This is a genomic window from Nocardia sp. NPDC003345, assembly GCF_053589395.1.
The window spans coordinates 1-17,249 of the sequence record NZ_JBSFRU010000113.1; the positions used below are offsets into that span (position 1 = coordinate 1).

A 17,249-nucleotide genomic window follows, 5' to 3' on the forward strand; every position below is an offset into this window, starting at 1 on the left:
GGCACCCTCGCCGAACTCCGCCATCTGACCCGCACCACGGTCGAGGCCGTGACCGAGCGCCCGGTCGGCGATCTGAACGCTCTCGCCGGTGTACACAATGTGGTCAGCGAGAACGGCCGCATCCGTTTCGACGTCGACACCGACGCACTCGATTCCGCGATCGCCACGGTCAGCCGAGCCGGAATCCGCGCGCTCACCAGCCACCCACCCACGCTCGAAGAGCTCATGCTGCGTCACTACGGCGACGAACTCGCCGCCGCGAGCAACGGAGCAGGCAAATGACCACCACCGCAACACATCCCGACACCCCGGCCGCGGCTCCGATCGATCCCGAACACACGACCTGGCGCGACGCCCTGGCCGGCACCGGCACACTGATCCGGCTCGATCTACGCCGTGACCGAATCAAACTCCCCGCATGGGTCCTGGGCATCGCACTGATGAGCCTCTACTACGCCTCGGCACTACAGCAGGTCTACACAACTCCCGAAGACCTACGGGCAGTCGGCCAGTTCAGCGAGGGAGTCGTCGGCGCCCTGATCTCCGGCCCTGGCTACGGACTGACCGATCCCACCATCGAATCGGTGATCGTCGCGGTCTACGGCCTGTACTACCTGCTCCTCGCCGCACTGATGAATATCCTGCTCATCTCCCGGCACACCCGCGTCGAAGAACAAACCGGACGTGCCGAACTCGTCCGCGCCAACGCCGTCGGACGCCATGCCCAGCTCACCGCCGCACTCGTCATCGCCGTCATCGCCAACCTCGCGGTAACACTGCTGATCGTCGGCTCGTTCGCCGCGGCCGGACTCGATACCTCCGATGCGTGGCTGTTCGGCGCCGGTGTCGGCGCCACGGGCCTCGTCTTCGCCGCGATCACCGCGGTCACCGTCCAGATCACCGAATACTCCCGCGCCGCATCCGGACTCGCAGGCCTCGCCCTGGGCATCGCCTACGTCATCCGCGCCGCCGGCGACGCCGTTCGCGAAGGCGGCAGCCCGCTGTCGTGGCTGTCCCCGCTGGCCTGGTCACAACAAACCCGCGCTTACGCCGACAGCCGCTGGTGGCCGCTGCTCCTGTCATGCGCGCTGATGATGGCGGTCACCGCGCTGGCCTATCTGCTCTCTTCGCGCCGCGACCTCGGCGCCGGGCTGGTTCCGCCCCGTCCCGGCCACCGGGAGGCTCCGGCCTGGCTGGCCACACCGGTAGCGTTGGCGGCACGCCTGCAACGGGCCGGGCTCATCGGCTGGGCCTGCGCACTGATCGCCAGCGGAGCGCTCTACGGCGGGATCGGCAACACGATCGTCGATTCCTTCGACGACCTGCCCGACCAAGTCGTCGACGTCATGGGCGGCGACGCGACCCGCATGCTCGACGGCTACCTCGGCACCATGGCCTTCTTCGACGCGTTGCTCGTCACCGTTTTCGCCATCCTCGCCGTGCAATCGCTGCGCACCGAGGAAACCTCCGGCCGCACCGAACCGGTACTGGCCACCGCAACCGGCCGGATCGGCTGGTTCGCCGGCTACATCGGAGTGGCAGCCCTCGGGGCACTCGCCCTGCTCGCAGCGACCGGTGTGGCATTCGGAATCGCGCTGGCGCTATCGATCGGAGACGCCGGCTACATCGCCGACAGTCTCGTATCCCACCTCGTCTTCACCCCGGCGGTATTGCTCGTACTCGCGATCGCGGCCCTGCTCTACGGCGTCCTTCCCCGAGCCATCGGCGCCACCTGGGCAGTATTCGGGTTCGCCATGGTTCTCGGCTTCTTCGGCCCGATCATGAACCTGCCGCAGTGGGTCCACGACCTGTCTCCGTTCCAGCACGTCGCCCGCATCCCCATGGAAGACCTCCGCTGGCCCGCGCTGATCGTGCTCACCGCGATCACGGCTGCTATGTCGGTCGCCGGTGCGTACGGCTTCCGAAAGCGCGACTTGGATACCGCCTGATTCGTGAACGCACGCAGCGGCCTGCCACCGCGAAATACTCACCGCGCGACTTCGGACCGACACCCAGCGCGACCGAACCCAGGGGGAATGAATTGACCGAACACCCAACGCCGCTTCCGAACATGATCGCCTTCATCGCCCTGGCGGTCGCGGGTGTGGAAGTCGCGCGAACCACGACGGATGTGTTCGTGCTGGCTGTCGTCCTGGTGGCATTGGGTGCGCTCGGCGCGGAAATGGTCCGCCAGTTCCGGGATCGGATGCCGTCGGGCGCTAGCGGGAACCGAACGCGCCGCCTCGTTCGGAGAAACCCATGAAGGCTTTCATCGTGAGCCTGGTTTTCGGTGCCGGCGCTCTCTTCTGCACCTACCTGGCTTCTTTGGGCTTCCGCGGCCTGGCGACGAGTACGACCAACGGGTATGGCGAGGACATCCCCGACCACATCCGCACCGACCCTGTTCGCCGAAGAAAGGCGAACCAGCTCGTGGCCTGGTACGAAACCACTGCGGCGATCCTGTACGTGCCGCCCAGCGCCTATGCACTGTGGGTCGCCTTCGATCCCGAGGGGCAGATCCCGCTTCCGGTCCTCATCGGCCTCGCCCTCTACGGCCTGACTGTCAGCATGCTCGCGGGCTATCCGGTAGAAAGGATCAAACAATGACGCTGGGGCATATCGCCCGGTCCAGCCGCTGAACGAGCGCCTCCGGGCGCCGGCGACACCCGACGCCGGCAGGGAGGAGATGGCGCCCCGTTCCGGCAGCCGTGTTCGCGTCGATGTTCCGAGTAGTAGTGGACGAACCGCAGATCCGGGTCGCCGGTGAGCGAAGCCTCACCGAGCAGGATTCGCGGCACTGCCTGGTCCGGACTCACGTGCCGGGACCATGGCGCAAGGACATGAGCGAGACGCTGATCTCCTACGCGACGCGCATCGTCACCGACGAGTTCGACGACCGGGAATGCCCTACGCCGGTACACGCCCTCGGAGCCTCAGCATGAGACCGATCTCGTACGGATTCCGGCCCGGGAATGGTTGTACACCGCGCGCAAACCCGGCCCCTGACACGATGTGACAGGCTCGACTCGACACCGAAGTAAACAAATGTTTACTATAGTGACCGTGCGTTCACTAGCTGACGACCGAACCGCGCGAGCCAGGATCCGGGACGAGGCACTGCGACTGTTCGCATCCCAGGGACCCGACGCGGTGACCATCCGGGCAGTTGCCGCAGCGGCCGGTGTCTCTCCCGCGCTGATCATGCGGCACTACCAAACGAAGGATGGTTTGCGCGCCGCGGTGGACGAGCATGTCGTCACGGTCTTCGAGACGATGCTGGCCGAGGTCGTTCACCCGGATGGCGGCGGACCGTTCGGCGCCGAGGCCCTGCCGACCATGGCGGCGCAGGTGGTCACGCAGCTGCCCGCGGATTCGCCGATTCCCGCCTATATCGGACGGATGCTGCTTGCCGGGGACCCGGCGGGGTCCGCGCTGTTCGCACGACTGCATGCCGTCAGCCGGGCAGCGTTGTCCGAGCTGGCCGGAGCCGGACTCGCCGACCCCGGCGCGGATCCGACCGTTCGCGCCGCGTTTCTCCTGGTCAACGATCTCGCAGTGTTGATCCTGCGTCCGCACATCAGCACTGTTCTCGGCGTCGAGCTGTTCACCGAGGCCGGAATGCAACGCTGGGGCGCCGAAGTGCTGTCGATATACCGGACCGGCTTGGGCGGCACCGTCACCGACCGAAATCCGTAACCGCCACAACTGACGAATCGAGGCAACCCCATGTCCGAATCCCACACGCCGCCCGGCGATCCCGGCGCGGCGGCCAGGATGGCAAGCCGAGCACTGCGGAACCGACGGTTGATGCGCGCACCGATATGGCTCTACCGCGCCAGGCTCGGATTCCTGTTCGGCTCGAGAATGCTCATGCTCGAACACACCGACCGCAAGACCGGCGCCCGCCGATACGTCGTGCTCGAGATCGCCGACCATCCCGAGCCCGGCACGTATGTCATGGTCTCCGGCTTCGGCACCCGCGCACAGTGGTTCCGCAACGTGCACGCCGATCCACGGGTTCGCGTCTGGATCGGTAGCCGGGGCCCCACGGCCGCCACAGCGAACATCCTCGCTCCGGACGAGGTCGCCACATCCCTGCGCGCCTACATCACCAGGCACCCCCGAGCCTGGAACGCCATGAAACCGGCCATCGAGGACACCCTCGGCGCACCCATCGACGACAGAGGCACCGGACTACCCATGGTGCGACTCCGCCTCGACGAGTCATAAGAGCACAACGCAACCGGAACACCGACCGCATGGTCGGGAGAGCTCTGACCTCCGATCGTAGAGCTGGTAAGCATCCGCTGATCCGAGTACCGCCGATGGTGTCGCTCAGATATTCGGAGTTCAAAAGTATCAAGTGGTCGAAAGTCTGCCCCATGTAACTCGGTGTCCAGCAGCATGATCCGGTCGACAACTACCGGAACACGGGTGAAATTGATCGTTATGACCTCGTTGTCTCCCTTACCGTCACTCGTGACGCTGTCACCAAAATGCCGCACGGCGTTGCGCCGCAGCGAACGCGGATGAAACCAGCGAGGGAGGGCGGCCACGGTGGACGTAAACGGCGTGGACCTACTCACGGCGAAGCTCTGTCGTGCCGTTGCGACCCGCCGACTTCCCGAATCGGGGTAACCCGAGTCCGGTCGTCGTGCTGCGAGCATGCGACGGGCAGCGCGGCAACTGGGCAGCACCCTGACGTCGGCATGGCCCGGACGGGTTCCGGACCGACCGCTGAGAGGTGATCAGCGCGGTGATCTGACCAATCGGCGTGGCGCTCATCATGGACGCCTCCCGCCCCCGGCTGACCAGGCAGCGAACACAGGATGGGGGTTGTTCACCAGGTGTTCGCTTGCCTCTCGGTATAGATATTTGTCAATATCGATCTATGTCTAAGTCGCAGTTGTCGGTGATACCGGTCGAAGCCTGCAACTCCGCCCCACGCGTGCGCGCGCCCTTGTCGGCGGACGCCGCCGTGGAGTTGGCTGCGGTGTTCAAGGCCCTGTCGGATCCGGTCCGGCTGCGGTTGCTGAGTTCGATCGCGTCGCGGTCCGGGATGGAAGCATGCGTGTGTGATCTGTCCGAGGGCATCGACCTCACCCAGCCGACCATCTCCCACCACCTGAAGGTGCTTCGCTCGGCGGGACTGCTGACCAGCGAGCGTCGGGCCTCCTGGGTGTACTACCGGGTCGTCCCGGAGGCGTTGGCGCGGGTGTCGGATGCGTTGCTGCTGGAAAGCGGCGCGGCCGCCGAGGTGACCGCATGAGCGCGATCGACGCGCCCGCCGGCGCTGCGGAGCAGGGTGTGGTGGGCAAGCTCTCGACGCTGGACCGGTTCCTGCCGGTCTGGATCGGTGTGGCCATGGCCGTGGGTCTGCTGCTCGGTCGGTTGATTCCCGGGCTGGGTGACGGCCTGGCTACGGTGGCGGTCGACGGGATCTCGCTGCCGATCGCGATCGGGCTGCTGATCATGATGTATCCGGTACTGGCCAAGGTCCGCTACGACCGGCTCGACACCGTCACCGGCGACCGCCGGCTGCTGGTCGGGTCGCTGGTGTTGAACTGGCTATTCGGGCCGGCGCTCATGTTTGCCCTGGCCTGGCTTCTGCTGCCCGATCTCCCGGAGTACCGGACCGGGCTGATCATCGTCGGGTTGGCGCGCTGTATCGCGATGGTGATCATCTGGAACGACCTGGCCTGCGGTGACCGGGAAGCCGCCGCAGTGCTGGTCGCGATCAACTCGGTGTTCCAGGTCATCATGTTCGCGGCGGGATGGGTGAAGGCGTCGGTTTCCAGGGCGTCGAACGCCGGACCCGCGATCTCCGGGTACTGCAGGCCCGCGGCGAGCGCCTGCCGCTGGGAGCGCAGTACGGGGTCCCGGGGGTCGGGACGGGCCGCCGCCTGGGACGGCCCGGACTGTTCGGTGCGGCCGGCCCGCGAAGGAGCGGCGGCCGCGCCGCGGATCTTGCGGGCCTCCTCGTCGACCCGGCGGTAGACGAGCTGCGGGTCCTGCCAGCCGGTCCATTCCGCCAGCTGCGTGGCATAGCGTTTACGCAGGCCGTGGTCCTTGATCTGGGCGACGATCGGCACCGCCCAGCGCATCACCTCGACCTGGCTGTCGTAGGTCAGCGCCCGGGTGCGGCTGTCCTCGCGCTTACCGATCTCCTGGCGTAGCGCGAAATCGAACAGTGGTTCGCGGCGGGCGACCAGATCGCGCAGGGCGGCATCACCGGCGCGCTGGCGCAGCTCACACGGGTCCTCGCCGTCGGGCGTCACCACCACATAGGTCTGGCCCGACACCTTCTGGTCGCCGAGGAACGCCTTGAGCGCGGCGGCCTGCCCGGCCGCGTCCCCGTCGAAGGTGAAGATGATCTCGCCACGCCAGAAGTTGTCGTCCATGAGCAGCCGGCGCAGTGCGGAGAAATGATCGTCACCGAACGCGGTACCGCAGGCCGCGACCGCGGTCTTCACACCGGCAAGATGCATCGCCATGACATCGGTGTAACCCTCGACCACCACCGCCTGATGGCTTTTCGCGATCTCTCGTTTGGCGTGATCGAGCCCGAACAGCACCTGGGATTTCTTGTACAGCAGCGTTTCCGGGGTGTTGACGTATTTGCCCGGCATGGTGTCGTCGTCGAACAGTTTGCGGGCGCCGAACCCGATCACATCGCCGCCGAGGTTGCGGATCGGCCAGAGCAGCCGGCGGTGGAACCGGTCGATCGGCCCGCGCCGCCCCTGCTTCGACAGACCCGCCGCCTCGAGCTCCTTGAAATCGAAGCCCCGGTTCAGCAGATGTTTGGTGAGGGTGTCCCAGCCGTCGGGGGCGTATCCGCACCCGAACTGGGTCCAGGCGGCCTCGTCGAAATTGCGGTCGGTGAGATATTTGCGCGCCATGGTGGCGTCCGGGCCGCGTAACCGCTCCATATAGAACTCGTGCGCGGCGGCGTTCGCGGCCACCAGCCGGGACCGGGTGCCCCGGTCGCGCTGCACCGAGGTGCCGCCGCCCTCGTAATCGATCCGGTACCCGAGACGGTCGGCGAGCTGTTCCACCGCCTCCACGAACCCGATGTGCTCGATCTTCTGCAGGAAGGCGTAGACGTCGCCGCCCTCCCCGCAGCCGAAGCAGTGGAAGAGACCGAGGTGCGGGCGCACGTGGAAGGACGGTGATTTCTCGTCGTGGAACGGGCACAGACCGCGGATGGACTGCGGTCCGGCACTCTTGAGCGTGACGTACTCGCTCACTACGTCCTCGATCCGGACACGCTCCCGAATGGCGGTGATATCGCGAGCTGGTATTCGTCCGGTCACGGATATCGAGTCTAGGCGAGCGGGCCCGCGCCGGGACCCGAGCACCCCGTGCGCGATATCACCCGGTGCGGCGCACCGTCTACAGCCGCCTCGCGACCCGCTCCAGCCGGCTCTCGGTGTAGGAGGCGATCTGGTCGACGATCACCCGCACCCGGGCGGCGTCGTCGGCCGCGGCCTCCCACCACGGCTGCAGGATCGGGTCCAGGGCGGCGGGCCCGGTGGCCAGCAGATGCCCGGCGACGGCGGTGAGGCGGGCCCGCTGTTCGGCCTGGCGCAGTTTGTGGTCGGGATCGGACATGACGTAGCGCAGCGCGACCGTTTTGAGTATCGCGACCTCCGCGGCGGCCACCGGGGGCACCACGAGATCGGCCGAATAGCGGGCCGGTGTACCCGGCCACGCCGCGCGCGTCGCCACCACCGCCGCGTTCGCGAACCGGCCGACGAGTTCGCTGGTCAGCCGTTTCAGCGCCACCGAGCTGCCGAGGGTGGCGTCGTAGGCGAACACATCGGCCACCACCGGCAGCTCCGACAGCCGTTGCGCCGCCCCCACCAGATCGTCGATCGTCAGATCACGGTGCTGGACATGCCCGAGTTCGGCCAGTGCCGCCTGCTCCACCGGATCCGCCAGCGCCCGCAGATCGATCCGTCCGGCGATGATGCCGTCCTCGACATCGTGCACGGAATAGGCGACATCATCGGACCAGTCCATGACCTGGCATTCCAGCGCGGGCCGGCGGTCCGGCGCGTTCTTGCGGACCCAGGCCAACCGGTCCGCGTCCACGGCGTAGGCGCCGAACTTGGTACCCGGACCGGGTCGCTGCCACGGATATTTGATGGACGCGTCGAGTGCGGCGCGGGTGAGGTTGAGCCCCGCGCTGGCCCCGTAGGAGTCCAGGACCTTCGGTTCGAGACGGGTGAGAATACGCAGGTTCTGGGCGTTGCCCTCGAACCCGCCCGCATCGGCCGCGAACATGTCGAGAGCCTTCTCACCGTTGTGCCCGTAGGGCGGGTGGCCGATATCGTGGGCCAGTCCCGCCAGTTCGGCCAGATCCGGATCACACCCGAGCCCGTCGGCGATCCCGCGCCCGATCTGCGCGACCTCCAGCGAATGGGTGAGCCGCGTTCGCGGGGTGTCGCCCTCCCGCGGTCCCATGACCTGGGTCTTATCGGCCAGGCGGCGCAGCGCGGCCGAATGCAGTACCCGGGCACGGTCGCGCGCGAATTCGCTGCGATGGCCGTTGCCGGAGACGCCCGGATCGACCAGGCCGGCCGTTTTGGGCGCCTCGGTGACCAGGCGTTCGCGATCGTGCTCGGTGTAGCTCATCGCACGAGTCTGCCACCGGGGAGTGACCGGTCGACGGGTACGGCGGCACGAACGGGTGAAGGGCTCACTGCCCGGCGGTATAGCTGAAATCCGCGGAGAAGTGCGTGAGCTGATACCACAGCAGCGCGGCCGTCTCGCGGGCGATACCGTGCGCCTGCGATTCCCGCGTGTACACGGCGGGACCGGTGCGGGTGGGCGCGGTCCAGGCGTCGATACCGGCGTCGCGGGCCATGGTGCGGGTGCGCAGCGAATGCCACGGATCACTGACCAGCACCGCGGAATCGAGTCCGCGCTCGTGCATCGCGGCGGCCACGGCCTCCACACTGCGCAGTGTGTCGGATCCGGTCTCGACGGCGACGATGGAATCCTCCGGGACACCGGCCTCCATGAGGTACATCTTCCCGGACGCGGCCTCGGTGTAGAGATCGCCCTCCTGTTTCCCGCCGACCGTGATCACCAGATCGGAAACGCCCTGCTCGTACAGTTTCTCCGCCTGATAGAGCCGCGCCTCGAACACCGACGAGGGCGTACCCGAATACTGGGCGGCGCCCAGCACCACGATCGCGTCGGCCGGGGTGTAGTCCTCGATCCGCGCCACCTGCCACACCCGCACCGCCGTACCGCCCAGCAGCACCAAGCCCACCACCAGGGCTCCACCGATCAGACGGCCGCCCCAGCGCACGATCGCGGCACCGATCCCGCGTGAACGGCCGGAATCGGCACGCGAGTCCGGTCGAGTACGCACTGGTGCCCAAGTCACCACACAAGTCTGCCAGGCGGGGTCGGTACCCGGGACACGGCGCGCTCGTGCCGGCCGCCTTGACCCTCTCCCCGTGTCAGACCATAGAACCGGAGGCGTCATGTTGAGTATCGGAGATTTCGCCAGGCACGGGCAGGTGTCGGTACGGATGCTGCGCCACTACGACCGGCTCGGGTTGCTGGTCCCCGACCGGGTGGATCCGGTCAGCGGCTACCGCTACTACGAGGTCGGGCAACTGGCCCGGCTGAACCGGATCATCGCGCTGAAGGAACTCGGCTTCACCCTGGAACAGGTGGGCCGGGTCCTCGACGACGCGGTGACCGGACCGGAGCTACGCGGCATGCTCACCCTGCGCCGAGCCGAGATCGAGCAGCGCATCAGCGCCGACCGGGACCGGCTCACCCAGGTCGAGGCGAGACTCCGGATTATCGAGAGGGAGGGCGCCATGCCTACCGACGAGATCGTCATCAAATCCGTACCGGCGGTCCGGGTGGCCGAACGCAGCACAGTGGTCGCCGATTTCACCCCCGAGGCGATCGGCCCGGCGGTGGAGCGGCTGTTCACGGAGCTGTGCGATGGACTGGAACGGGCGGGTCTCGCGATCACCGGGCCCGCCGTCGTCTACTACGACCAGCGCCCGGACTCATCGGTGCTCGCGCATACCGCGATGCCCGTCGACGCCGACCTCGGCGAAACACCGGACTACACCGTCGTCGACCTGCCCGCGATGCCGATGGCCGCCACCCAGATCCACCGCGGCAGCATGGACGGCGCCCTGGAACCCCACCAGGACCTGACCCGGTGGATCGAGGAGAACGGCTACCGCATCGTGGGAGCGAGCCGGGAGGTCACACTGGTCTGGGATGTGGACGAGAACAAATGGGTCACCGAACTCCAGGAACCGGTGGCGCGGATCTGATCCCGGCCCGGGCGGCGTGAACTTCGCGTTGACCGGTGGCGAACACGCGGATACTTCACACGCCGAAACGCTCGCATTTGTGATTTGCTAGGAAGCGGCGAGTTCCGCTGTGCGCCGGAGAACCTCCGGCGCACGGTGGGCCCGCCGTTCGTACGTGTTGGCCGCATCGCCGCGGCATGCCCGTCGACTGTTTTGGGAACCCTGGGAACAGATGAACGGCCGGTGGCCGTCTCGGTGAGCACATGGAGTACACGATGTTTCCTCGATGGAAGAGCGCCACCGCCGGTCTGGCGGTCACCCTCGCCTCGGTCCTCGCACCCGCGGTCGCCACGACCGCGCACGCCACACCCGCCAATTGCCCGGGGCTGTATGTGGTGGCGATCCCCGGAACGTGGGAGACCTCGAAGGCCGACCCCGGCAAAGGCATGCTGGCCGCGGTCGCCGACGGCCTGCCCCGCGGCGCCTACAGCGACTATGTCGCCTATACCGCCACTGCCTTCCCCTGGGAGGGCGAGGTCTACGGCCGTTCCAAGAACGAGGCCGTCGCGGGCGCCAAAGGTCTCATCTCCGAGGTCGCGGGCCGCTGCGGCAACACCCGCTTCGCCCTGCTCGGCTACAGCCAGGGCGCGGACGCCGCCGGTGATCTCGCCTCCGAGATCGGTACCGGGCTCGGTATCGTCCCCGCCGACCGGGTCGCCCTGGTCGGCCTGATCGCCGACCCGCGCCGCTCCCCCACCGACGTCCTCATCGGCCCGCCCGTCCCCGGCGCCGGCGCGGGCGGCCCCCGCCTCACCGGCTTCGGCTGGCTCAGCAACCGCACCTACTCCTTCTGCGCGGTCGGCGACCTCTACTGCTCCACCCCCGACGGCGATTTCGCCGCCCGGATCGCCGGTTTCTTCGCCCAGGTGTCCAATGCCGACCCGGCCCAGCTCGGCAACTACCACTCGCTGGGCGTGGAACTGCTGAACGACGCCCTGGCCGCCGGCGGCCTGGGCCTGCTGCACGATCAGCTCAACAACGACGCCTATGAGGAGCGCCGGCAGCAGGTCGACGATTTCGTGAAATCCGGAATCCACCAGAGCTACCCGAGCTACCAGGTGGCGGGCGGCGCCACCGCGCTGTCCTGGCTGCGCGGCAAGCTGGTCGGCCTGGCCTGAACGCCGTTCACCGCCCCCGGTCCGCAGGCCCGCCGAGCGTGCGCACCGGGGGCGGTGTCATGTCCAGCGGCCCTACCTCCCAGCGGCGACCTCACCAGCCCCGGCTCTGCCACTCCCCCAACCGGGGTCGTTCGGCGCCGAGGGTGGTGTCGTCGCCGTGCCCCGGGTAGACCACCGTGTCGTCGCCGTAGCGGTCGAACAGTTTGGTGGTCACGCCTTCCAGCAGGGTCTCGAAATCACCTGGGCGCCAAGTCTTCCCGATGCCACCTGGAAAAAGGCAGTCGCCGGTGAACAGGTGGGTGCGACCGGAGCCGTCGGTGAGGGCGAGGGTTACCGACCCCGGGGTGTGGCCGACCAGGTGGATGATGTCCAGGCTCAGGTCGCCGACGGTGATCGTGTCGCCCTCGGCCAGGATGCGCTGCGGAGGAACCGGGAGTGGGGCCGCGTCTAGGGAATGGGCCGCGGTGGGGGCGCCGGTGGATTCGGCGACGGCGGTGAGGGCCTGCCAGTGGTCGGCGTGCTGGTGGGTGGTGACGATCAGGGCGATACCGTCGGCGGTTTCCTGCTCGATGAGCGCCAGGATGCGGTCCGCGTCGTTGGCGGCGTCGATCAGCAGGGTCGCGCCGGTGGCGGCGCATTGGACCAGGTAGGTGTTGTTGTCCATCGGGCCGACCGACATCTTGGTCACCCGGGCGCCCGGCACCTCGCGGCGCTGCGCGGCGCCGCCGGGTTCGACATGGCCGGTGTAGGACTCTTCGATGGTGATCACCCCCCGATGCTATCGAGGGGCCGGGTCCCTCGCTCCCGCCGGAACGGAAGCGAGGGCGTGCGGGTCAGCAGCCGAGCAGATGCTGGGCCAGGTAGCCCTCGACCTGGTCGAGGGCTATGCGCTCCTGCGCCATGGTGTCGCGTTCACGCACCGTGACCGCCTGATCGTCGAGGGTGTCGAAATCGACGGTGATGCAGAACGGGGTGCCGATCTCGTCCTGGCGGCGGTACCGGCGGCCGATGGCGCCCGCGTCGTCGAATTCGATATTCCAGTTGCGGCGCAGCCGGGCGGCGAGGTCTTTTGCCTTGGGGGTGAGGTCGGCGTTACGTGACAGCGGCAGTACCGCGGCCTTCACCGGGGAGAGGCGGCGGTCCAGGCGCAGCACGGTGCGGGTGTCGACGCCGCCCTTGGCATTGGGGGCCTCGTCCTCGGCGTAGGCGTCGACCAGGAACGCCATCAGCGAACGGGTCAGACCGGCGGCCGGTTCGATCACGTACGGGACGTAGCGTTCCTCGTTGGTCTGGTCGTAGTAGCTCAGTTCCGCGCCGGAATGCTTGGCGTGCGTGGACAGGTCGTAATCGGTGCGGTTGGCGATACCTTCCAGCTCGCCCCACTCACCACCCTGGAACCCGAACCGGTACTCGATATCGGTGGTGCCGGCGGAGTAGTGCGAGAGCTTTTCCTTCGGATGCTCGAACAGGCGCAGGTTCTCCGGATCGATACCGAGGTCGGTGTACCACGCGAAACGGGTGTCGATCCAGTACTTGTGCCATTCGGCGTCCTCACCCGGTTTGACGAAGAACTCCATCTCCATCTGCTCGAATTCGCGGGTGCGGAAGATGAAGTTGCCGGGGGTGATCTCGTTGCGGAAGCTCTTGCCGATCTGGGCGATACCGAACGGCGGCTTCTTGCGCGCGGTGGTCATCACATTCGCGAAGTTCACGAAGATACCCTGCGCGGTCTCCGGGCGCAGATAGTGCAGGCCCTCTTCGTCGTCGACCGGGCCCAGGTAGGTCTTGAGCAGACCGGAGAAATTCCGGGGCTCGGTCCATTTGCCGGGCTGGCCGGTCTCCGGGTCGTTGATATCGGCCAGGCCGTTGGCCGGCGGGCGGCCGTGTTTGGCCTCGTAGGCCTCGAGCAGATGGTCGGCCCGGTAGCGCTTGTGGGTGTGCAGGGATTCCACCAGCGGATCGGAGAAGGTCTCCACATGGCCGGAGGCCACCCAGACCTGCCGCGGGAGGATCACCGAGGAGTCGAGGCCGACCACATCGTCGCGGCCGGTGACCATGGTGCGCCACCACTGCTTCTTGATGTTGTCCTTCAGCTCGACGCCGAGCGGACCGTAGTCCCACGCCGATTTGGTACCGCCGTAGATCTCACCACACGGGTACACCAGCCCCCGGCGCTTGGCGAGGTTGGCAACGGTGTCCACCTTCGACTTGGGTGCCACGCGAGAATTCTCCATCCACTACGAATCGCCAGTAGTTACACCGCCCGGATCGGGCGATGCGATCACAGCTGCCCACGGCGGGTTGACCACGGCCGTGATGCGGTCGATCCTGTACAGCCTAATCGGTGCTGTTGGGCGGAGCCCATCCGCAGTCCGCGCATGGCCGGAGCGAATGCGGAGGTACGCCTATCGGCCACCGCCACAGAGATTCGCACCCACCACGGCATGGACATTTGACATGCATATCCGTGCATATCAAAATGGGACCGGTTTCCAATAAGGAGTGGACCATGACAACCGATACCGCCGCCGTCGGGCAGCACAACCCCTACCGCTCCCCCGCGCCGGTCCCGATACCCACCCGGGCCGTGCTGGAGAACGCCGGTGAGCTGCTGCGCGCGCTCGCGGCCCCCGTTCGCATCGCCATCGTGCTACAACTGCGGGAGTCGCCGCGCTGTGTGCACGAACTGGTCGATGCCCTCGGTGTCACACAACCGCTGGTCAGCCAGCACCTGCGAATCCTCAAATCGGCCGGGGTGGTGCACGGTGAGCGTTCGGGCCGCGAGGTCCTCTACGAACTCGTCGACGACCATCTTGCGCATATCGTGGTCGACGCAGTCGCGCACGCCGAAGAAGAAGGGTAATTCGTGTCCGAGAACCTGGTCACCGGCAAAGGGACCGCCACGGGGAGAGCGGTCGGTATTCGCACCACGCGGCAACGCAACGCGATCGCCGCGCTACTCGAGGACGTCGACAGGTTCCGATCGGCCCAGGAGCTACACGACGAACTGCGGCGCCGCGGCGAGGGGATCGGCCTGACCACCGTTTACCGCACCCTGCAGTCGCTGGCCGATGCCGGGATGGTGGACGTACTGCGCACCGATAACGGCGAATCGGTCTACCGGCAGTGCTCGACCGGCCACCACCACCATCTGGTCTGCCGGCACTGCGGGCGCACGGTCGAGGTCGCGGGACCCACGGTCGAGGCATGGGCGGCCAGTACCGCGTCCAGCCACGGGTTCACCGATGTCAGCCACACCCTGGAGATCTTCGGCAACTGCCATGCCTGCTCGGCGGTCGGCCGGTGACCCGCGTGCGCTGAGACCACACAGCGACAGGCCGCTACCGGTGCCGGTAGCGGCCTGTCGTCGTACTTGCCCGAGCTCGCCTCAGGCGGCCACGGGGACCGCCTCGGCGGCGGTGGGCTCGGGGTCGGCGCGCCGGCTGTCGCGGACCACTCCCACCCCCAGCAGGACCAGCGCCAGAGCCGCCCAGGCCAGCAACACCAGTAGCGGTTTCTGCGCACCGGCGCCGTCGAAGAACGCGACCGAGCGGATCAGCGAGGCGGCGGCTCCCGGCGGCAGCAGCTGACCGACCGTGCCCCACGGCTGCGGCAGCAGTTCCGGAGCCGAGGTCGCGGCCGAGAACGGGTTGCCGATCAGCAGCATTGTCAGCGCCGCGACGCCGATACCGGCCCGGCCGATCACCGTGGCCAGCCCTGCCACGGTGCCGGCGACGGCGAACGAGACCAGGCCCGCGACCGCCGACAACATCAGGTACGAGCCGGGGACGATGGACAGCCAGGTCTGGGTGACGAGCATGCTCAGCAGGCCGCCCGCGATCCCGAAGGTGATCGCGCCGACGATCCGGCCGGCGGCGGTGGGGATCAGCAGCGACAGCAGCACACCTCCGGCGATACCGGCCATCACCAGCGGCAGCGCCATGGTTCCGAATCCCATACCACGCGGGTCGTCGGGATCGCCCGGGACGACGTCCTCGACCTGCGCCGCCGGGGCGCCCGACAGTTGCTGACCGATCTGGGTGAGTTGCTGGGCGACCGCGGGACTCGCCCCCGTGGCGATCAGCATCTGGGGTGCCCCGTTGCCGGTGACGATCGCGCCGTAGACCTCACGGTCGGCGATGGCCTCCCGGGCCGCCGCCGCGTCGGCGACGGTGACGACCTCGAAGGCATCCGGGTTCTGGCCGGTGAGCCGCCCTTCCACCATCGCGGCCTGCGGCCCGGCGACGGCCAGCGGCAGATCACGCGGCGCGATATTGGTGGCCGGCCAGGCGAAGGCGACCAGCATCAGCGCCTGCAGTAGAGCCGCGCCGACACCGATGGCGACCGCGCGCTGGATGACGTTCATGACGTTCTCCCCAGAAAATCGAAGGCTCGTTCTTTTTCGGTGCACTCACCGTCCCACCGGACCCGGAGCTTGTCAAGAACGAACATTCGTTTTACTTTGGAGGCATGCCCCGAGTCAGTGACGAACACCTGGAACGCCGCCGCCAGCAGATCCTCGACGCGGCCCGGGTGTGTTTCGTCCGCAAAGGGTTCCACCAGTCGTCCATGCAGGACGTCTTCACCGAGTCGGGGCTGTCGGCCGGTGCGGTCTATCGGTACTTCAAGAGCAAGGACGAGCTGGTCATGGCCCTCGCCACGACCGCGGCCGGTGATATCCGCACCCGCATGCTGGAAATCATCGAGGGCGATCCGCTGCCCACCCCCGCCGAACTCATCGCCCATCTGACCGAGTGGATCCACGGCCAGAGCGGCCCCGACGGCCGGATCCGCCTGGCGCCGCAGGCCTGGTCGCTGGCACTCACCGACGAACAGGCCGCGGTACCCGTCCGCGAAACCCTGGGCGGTATCCGGTCCATGTGGCACGAGTACGCCGGGCGGATGCGCGCCGCCGGTTGGCTACCCGCCGACAGCGACCTCGACGCGGTGGCGGCCGCCCTCTTCGGACTGCTGCCCGGTTTCGTACTACAACACCTGCTCATGGGCGATCTGGACCGCGACCGGTACATCCGCGGTGTCGACACCCTCTTCCCCTACGGTGACCGGCGCTATCACCCACACACCCCGCCGCCCGAGCCGGCGGACACCGCCGCCGCCCCGGCCTGAGTCACGGCCCGCACCGGTGACCGGGCCGGAAGCCGGACGAGCCGTCACCGGCGACGGGCTCAGGGCAGCAGGCCCTTGCGCGCCTCTCCCGCCCCGCCGAGCACCAGCAGCAGCATTGTCGTGAGGGCCTGATCGTCCAGACCGGCCGCCGGGAAGGTGTAGCGCAGGATCACATCGGCCAGTTTGTCGTGCGCGATCACCGCGATCGAACCGAACTGCAACGCGGCGTTCCGTTCCGCCACCCGCTTGTGCAGTTGCGGTTTCAGCGGGCGATCCCAGGCCAGTACGCAGGTCAACGAGAGCACATCCAGACCGGGCGTCAGGGTGAACGCGCTCGCCGAACACAGCACGCCCTCGTAGTCGAAACGCAGCGAACCGTCGTTGTCGACCCGGACGTCGATATCGTAGAGACCCAGGCCCGCACCGGCCCGGGCCTTCAATTCGATATCCGGCGCCAGCGCGCCGGACTCCGCGTCCCCGCTCATTTGGTGCCCCCGAACCGGCGGTCGCGGCGCGCGTATTCGAGGCAGGCGTCCCACAGATTGCGCCGGTCGAAATCGGGAAACAACGTCGCCTGATAGACGAACTCCGCGTACGCCGACTGCCAGATCAGGAAATTCGAACTGCGGAACTCACCCGAAGGCCGCAG

At 67.7% G+C, this 17,249-nt stretch carries 19 protein-coding genes and 4 pseudogenes; 14 read left to right on the forward strand and 9 right to left on the reverse strand.

Annotation, left to right across the window (positions count from 1 at the left end; all coding sequences use genetic code 11):
• The 7 genes and pseudogenes from ACWDU1_RS15015 to ACWDU1_RS15045 form a co-directional block, all read left to right on the forward strand.
• Positions 1–282: pseudogene (locus tag ACWDU1_RS15015) on the forward strand (ABC transporter ATP-binding protein); the annotation flags it as partial.
• Entirely contained in the window at positions 279–1,949 is a 1,671-nt protein-coding gene (locus tag ACWDU1_RS15020) for an ABC transporter permease (RefSeq protein WP_449998867.1), read from the forward strand. The pseudogene ACWDU1_RS15015 and the gene ACWDU1_RS15020, both read left to right, overlap by 4 nt.
• A gap of 122 nt (positions 1,950–2,071) precedes the next feature.
• Entirely contained in the window at positions 2,072–2,263 is a 192-nt protein-coding gene (locus ACWDU1_RS15025; RefSeq protein WP_449998869.1) for a hypothetical protein, read from the forward strand.
• On the forward strand, positions 2,260–2,607 hold the full coding sequence (locus ACWDU1_RS15030; protein WP_449998871.1) for a hypothetical protein: 348 nt from the start codon (positions 2,260–2,262) through the stop codon (positions 2,605–2,607). The genes ACWDU1_RS15025 and ACWDU1_RS15030 overlap by 4 nt, the downstream gene beginning before the upstream one ends.
• A gap of 113 nt (positions 2,608–2,720) precedes the next feature.
• Positions 2,721–2,942, forward strand: coding sequence for a hypothetical protein (locus tag ACWDU1_RS15035; protein ID WP_449998873.1), 222 nt, complete (start codon positions 2,721–2,723; stop codon positions 2,940–2,942).
• A gap of 121 nt (positions 2,943–3,063) precedes the next feature.
• On the forward strand, positions 3,064–3,696 hold the full coding sequence (locus ACWDU1_RS15040) for a TetR/AcrR family transcriptional regulator (RefSeq protein ID WP_449998875.1): 633 nt from the start codon (positions 3,064–3,066) through the stop codon (positions 3,694–3,696).
• Between the two features lie 111 nt (positions 3,697–3,807).
• Positions 3,808–4,230, forward strand: a complete 423-nt coding sequence (locus ACWDU1_RS15045; protein ID WP_449998876.1) for a nitroreductase family deazaflavin-dependent oxidoreductase — start codon at positions 3,808–3,810, stop codon at positions 4,228–4,230.
• A gap of 173 nt (positions 4,231–4,403) precedes the next feature.
• Here ACWDU1_RS15045 and ACWDU1_RS15050 read toward each other — a convergent pair.
• Positions 4,404–4,667 (reverse strand): annotated as a pseudogene (locus ACWDU1_RS15050) (TerD family protein); the annotation flags it as partial.
• Positions 4,668–4,891: 224 nt separating this feature from the next.
• On the opposite strand from ACWDU1_RS15050, the gene ACWDU1_RS15055 reads away from it, so the two are divergent.
• Complete coding sequence (locus tag ACWDU1_RS15055) at positions 4,892–5,269, forward strand: ArsR/SmtB family transcription factor (protein WP_449998877.1); 378 nt, start codon at positions 4,892–4,894, stop codon at positions 5,267–5,269.
• Positions 5,266–5,793 (forward strand): annotated as a pseudogene (locus ACWDU1_RS15060) (arsenic resistance protein); the annotation flags it as partial. The gene ACWDU1_RS15055 and the pseudogene ACWDU1_RS15060, both read left to right, overlap by 4 nt.
• On the opposite strand, the pseudogene dnaG reads toward ACWDU1_RS15060, so the two are convergent.
• From dnaG to ACWDU1_RS15075, 3 genes and pseudogenes are all read right to left on the reverse strand, one after another.
• Positions 5,772–7,313: pseudogene (dnaG, locus tag ACWDU1_RS15065) on the reverse strand (DNA primase); the annotation flags it as partial. The pseudogenes ACWDU1_RS15060 and dnaG sit on opposite strands and share 22 nt — an antisense overlap.
• A gap of 79 nt (positions 7,314–7,392) precedes the next feature.
• Positions 7,393–8,637: a deoxyguanosinetriphosphate triphosphohydrolase gene (locus ACWDU1_RS15070; RefSeq protein ID WP_449998879.1), complete on the reverse strand. Its 1,245-nt coding sequence runs from the start codon at positions 8,635–8,637 to the stop codon at positions 7,393–7,395.
• A gap of 64 nt (positions 8,638–8,701) precedes the next feature.
• Positions 8,702–9,397: a YdcF family protein gene (locus ACWDU1_RS15075; RefSeq protein ID WP_449998881.1), complete on the reverse strand. Its 696-nt coding sequence runs from the start codon at positions 9,395–9,397 to the stop codon at positions 8,702–8,704.
• A gap of 100 nt (positions 9,398–9,497) precedes the next feature.
• Between ACWDU1_RS15075 and ACWDU1_RS15080 the strand changes: the two genes are divergently transcribed.
• A complete protein-coding gene (locus tag ACWDU1_RS15080) occupies positions 9,498–10,316 on the forward strand; it encodes a MerR family transcriptional regulator (protein ID WP_449998883.1) in 819 nt (272 codons plus the stop codon).
• Positions 10,317–10,570: 254 nt separating this feature from the next.
• On the forward strand, positions 10,571–11,473 hold the full coding sequence (locus tag ACWDU1_RS15085) for a cutinase family protein (RefSeq protein ID WP_449998885.1): 903 nt from the start codon (positions 10,571–10,573) through the stop codon (positions 11,471–11,473).
• Positions 11,474–11,564: 91 nt separating this feature from the next.
• Here ACWDU1_RS15085 and ACWDU1_RS15090 read toward each other — a convergent pair whose 3' ends face one another.
• Positions 11,565–12,242, reverse strand: coding sequence for an MBL fold metallo-hydrolase (locus ACWDU1_RS15090; RefSeq protein WP_449998887.1), 678 nt, complete (start codon positions 12,240–12,242; stop codon positions 11,565–11,567).
• Between the two features lie 64 nt (positions 12,243–12,306).
• Positions 12,307–13,692, reverse strand: a complete 1,386-nt coding sequence (locus ACWDU1_RS15095; protein ID WP_449998889.1) for a glycine--tRNA ligase — start codon at positions 13,690–13,692, stop codon at positions 12,307–12,309.
• A gap of 290 nt (positions 13,693–13,982) precedes the next feature.
• Between ACWDU1_RS15095 and ACWDU1_RS15100 the strand changes: the two genes are divergently transcribed.
• Both ACWDU1_RS15100 and ACWDU1_RS15105 read left to right on the forward strand, forming a co-directional pair.
• Positions 13,983–14,336 carry an ArsR/SmtB family transcription factor gene (locus tag ACWDU1_RS15100; RefSeq protein ID WP_449998891.1) on the forward strand — a complete coding sequence of 118 codons (354 nt, stop codon included), beginning with the start codon at positions 13,983–13,985 and terminating at the stop codon, positions 14,334–14,336.
• 3 nt (positions 14,337–14,339) lie between these two features.
• Positions 14,340–14,780: a Fur family transcriptional regulator gene (locus ACWDU1_RS15105; protein WP_449998893.1), complete on the forward strand. Its 441-nt coding sequence runs from the start codon at positions 14,340–14,342 to the stop codon at positions 14,778–14,780.
• 81 nt (positions 14,781–14,861) lie between these two features.
• On the opposite strand, the gene ACWDU1_RS15110 is transcribed toward ACWDU1_RS15105, so the two are convergent.
• Positions 14,862–15,839 carry a hypothetical protein gene (locus ACWDU1_RS15110; RefSeq protein ID WP_449998895.1) on the reverse strand — a complete coding sequence of 326 codons (978 nt, stop codon included), beginning with the start codon at positions 15,837–15,839 and terminating at the stop codon, positions 14,862–14,864.
• Positions 15,840–15,943: 104 nt separating this feature from the next.
• On the opposite strand from ACWDU1_RS15110, the gene ACWDU1_RS15115 reads away from it, so the two are divergent.
• The gene (locus ACWDU1_RS15115) at positions 15,944–16,600 is read left to right on the forward strand and encodes a TetR/AcrR family transcriptional regulator (protein WP_449998897.1); all 657 of its coding nucleotides are present in this window, start codon (positions 15,944–15,946) and stop codon (positions 16,598–16,600) included.
• Positions 16,601–16,659: 59 nt separating this feature from the next.
• Here ACWDU1_RS15115 and ACWDU1_RS15120 read toward each other — a convergent pair whose 3' ends face one another.
• Positions 16,660–17,085 carry a hypothetical protein gene (locus ACWDU1_RS15120; protein ID WP_449998899.1) on the reverse strand — a complete coding sequence of 142 codons (426 nt, stop codon included), beginning with the start codon at positions 17,083–17,085 and terminating at the stop codon, positions 16,660–16,662.
• The coding region (locus tag ACWDU1_RS15125) for an undecaprenyl diphosphate synthase family protein (protein WP_449998901.1) at positions 17,082–17,249 on the reverse strand (168 nt) is incomplete at its 5' end. The genes ACWDU1_RS15120 and ACWDU1_RS15125, both read right to left, overlap by 4 nt.

Coding starts and splice junctions, on each gene's coding strand:
- ACWDU1_RS15045 (WP_449998876.1), top strand. CDS start 3,808: ATGCGCGCACCGATATGGCTCTACCGCGCCAGGCTCGGATTCCTGTTC.
- ACWDU1_RS15080 (WP_449998883.1), top strand. CDS start 9,498: ATGTTGAGTATCGGAGATTTCGCCAGGCACGGGCAGGTGTCGGTACGG.
- ACWDU1_RS15100 (WP_449998891.1), top strand. CDS start 13,983: ATGACAACCGATACCGCCGCCGTCGGGCAGCACAACCCCTACCGCTCC.
- ACWDU1_RS15030 (WP_449998871.1), top strand. CDS start 2,260: ATGAAGGCTTTCATCGTGAGCCTGGTTTTCGGTGCCGGCGCTCTCTTC.
- ACWDU1_RS15035 (WP_449998873.1), top strand. CDS start 2,721: ATGTTCCGAGTAGTAGTGGACGAACCGCAGATCCGGGTCGCCGGTGAG.
- ACWDU1_RS15020 (WP_449998867.1), top strand. CDS start 279: ATGACCACCACCGCAACACATCCCGACACCCCGGCCGCGGCTCCGATC.
- ACWDU1_RS15055 (WP_449998877.1), top strand. CDS start 4,892: ATGTCTAAGTCGCAGTTGTCGGTGATACCGGTCGAAGCCTGCAACTCC.
- ACWDU1_RS15025 (WP_449998869.1), top strand. CDS start 2,072: ATGATCGCCTTCATCGCCCTGGCGGTCGCGGGTGTGGAAGTCGCGCGA.
- ACWDU1_RS15115 (WP_449998897.1), top strand. CDS start 15,944: ATGCCCCGAGTCAGTGACGAACACCTGGAACGCCGCCGCCAGCAGATC.
- ACWDU1_RS15085 (WP_449998885.1), top strand. CDS start 10,571: ATGTTTCCTCGATGGAAGAGCGCCACCGCCGGTCTGGCGGTCACCCTC.
- ACWDU1_RS15110 (WP_449998895.1), bottom strand. CDS start 15,839: ATGAACGTCATCCAGCGCGCGGTCGCCATCGGTGTCGGCGCGGCTCTA.
- ACWDU1_RS15070 (WP_449998879.1), bottom strand. CDS start 8,637: ATGAGCTACACCGAGCACGATCGCGAACGCCTGGTCACCGAGGCGCCC.
- ACWDU1_RS15120 (WP_449998899.1), bottom strand. CDS start 17,085: ATGAGCGGGGACGCGGAGTCCGGCGCGCTGGCGCCGGATATCGAATTG.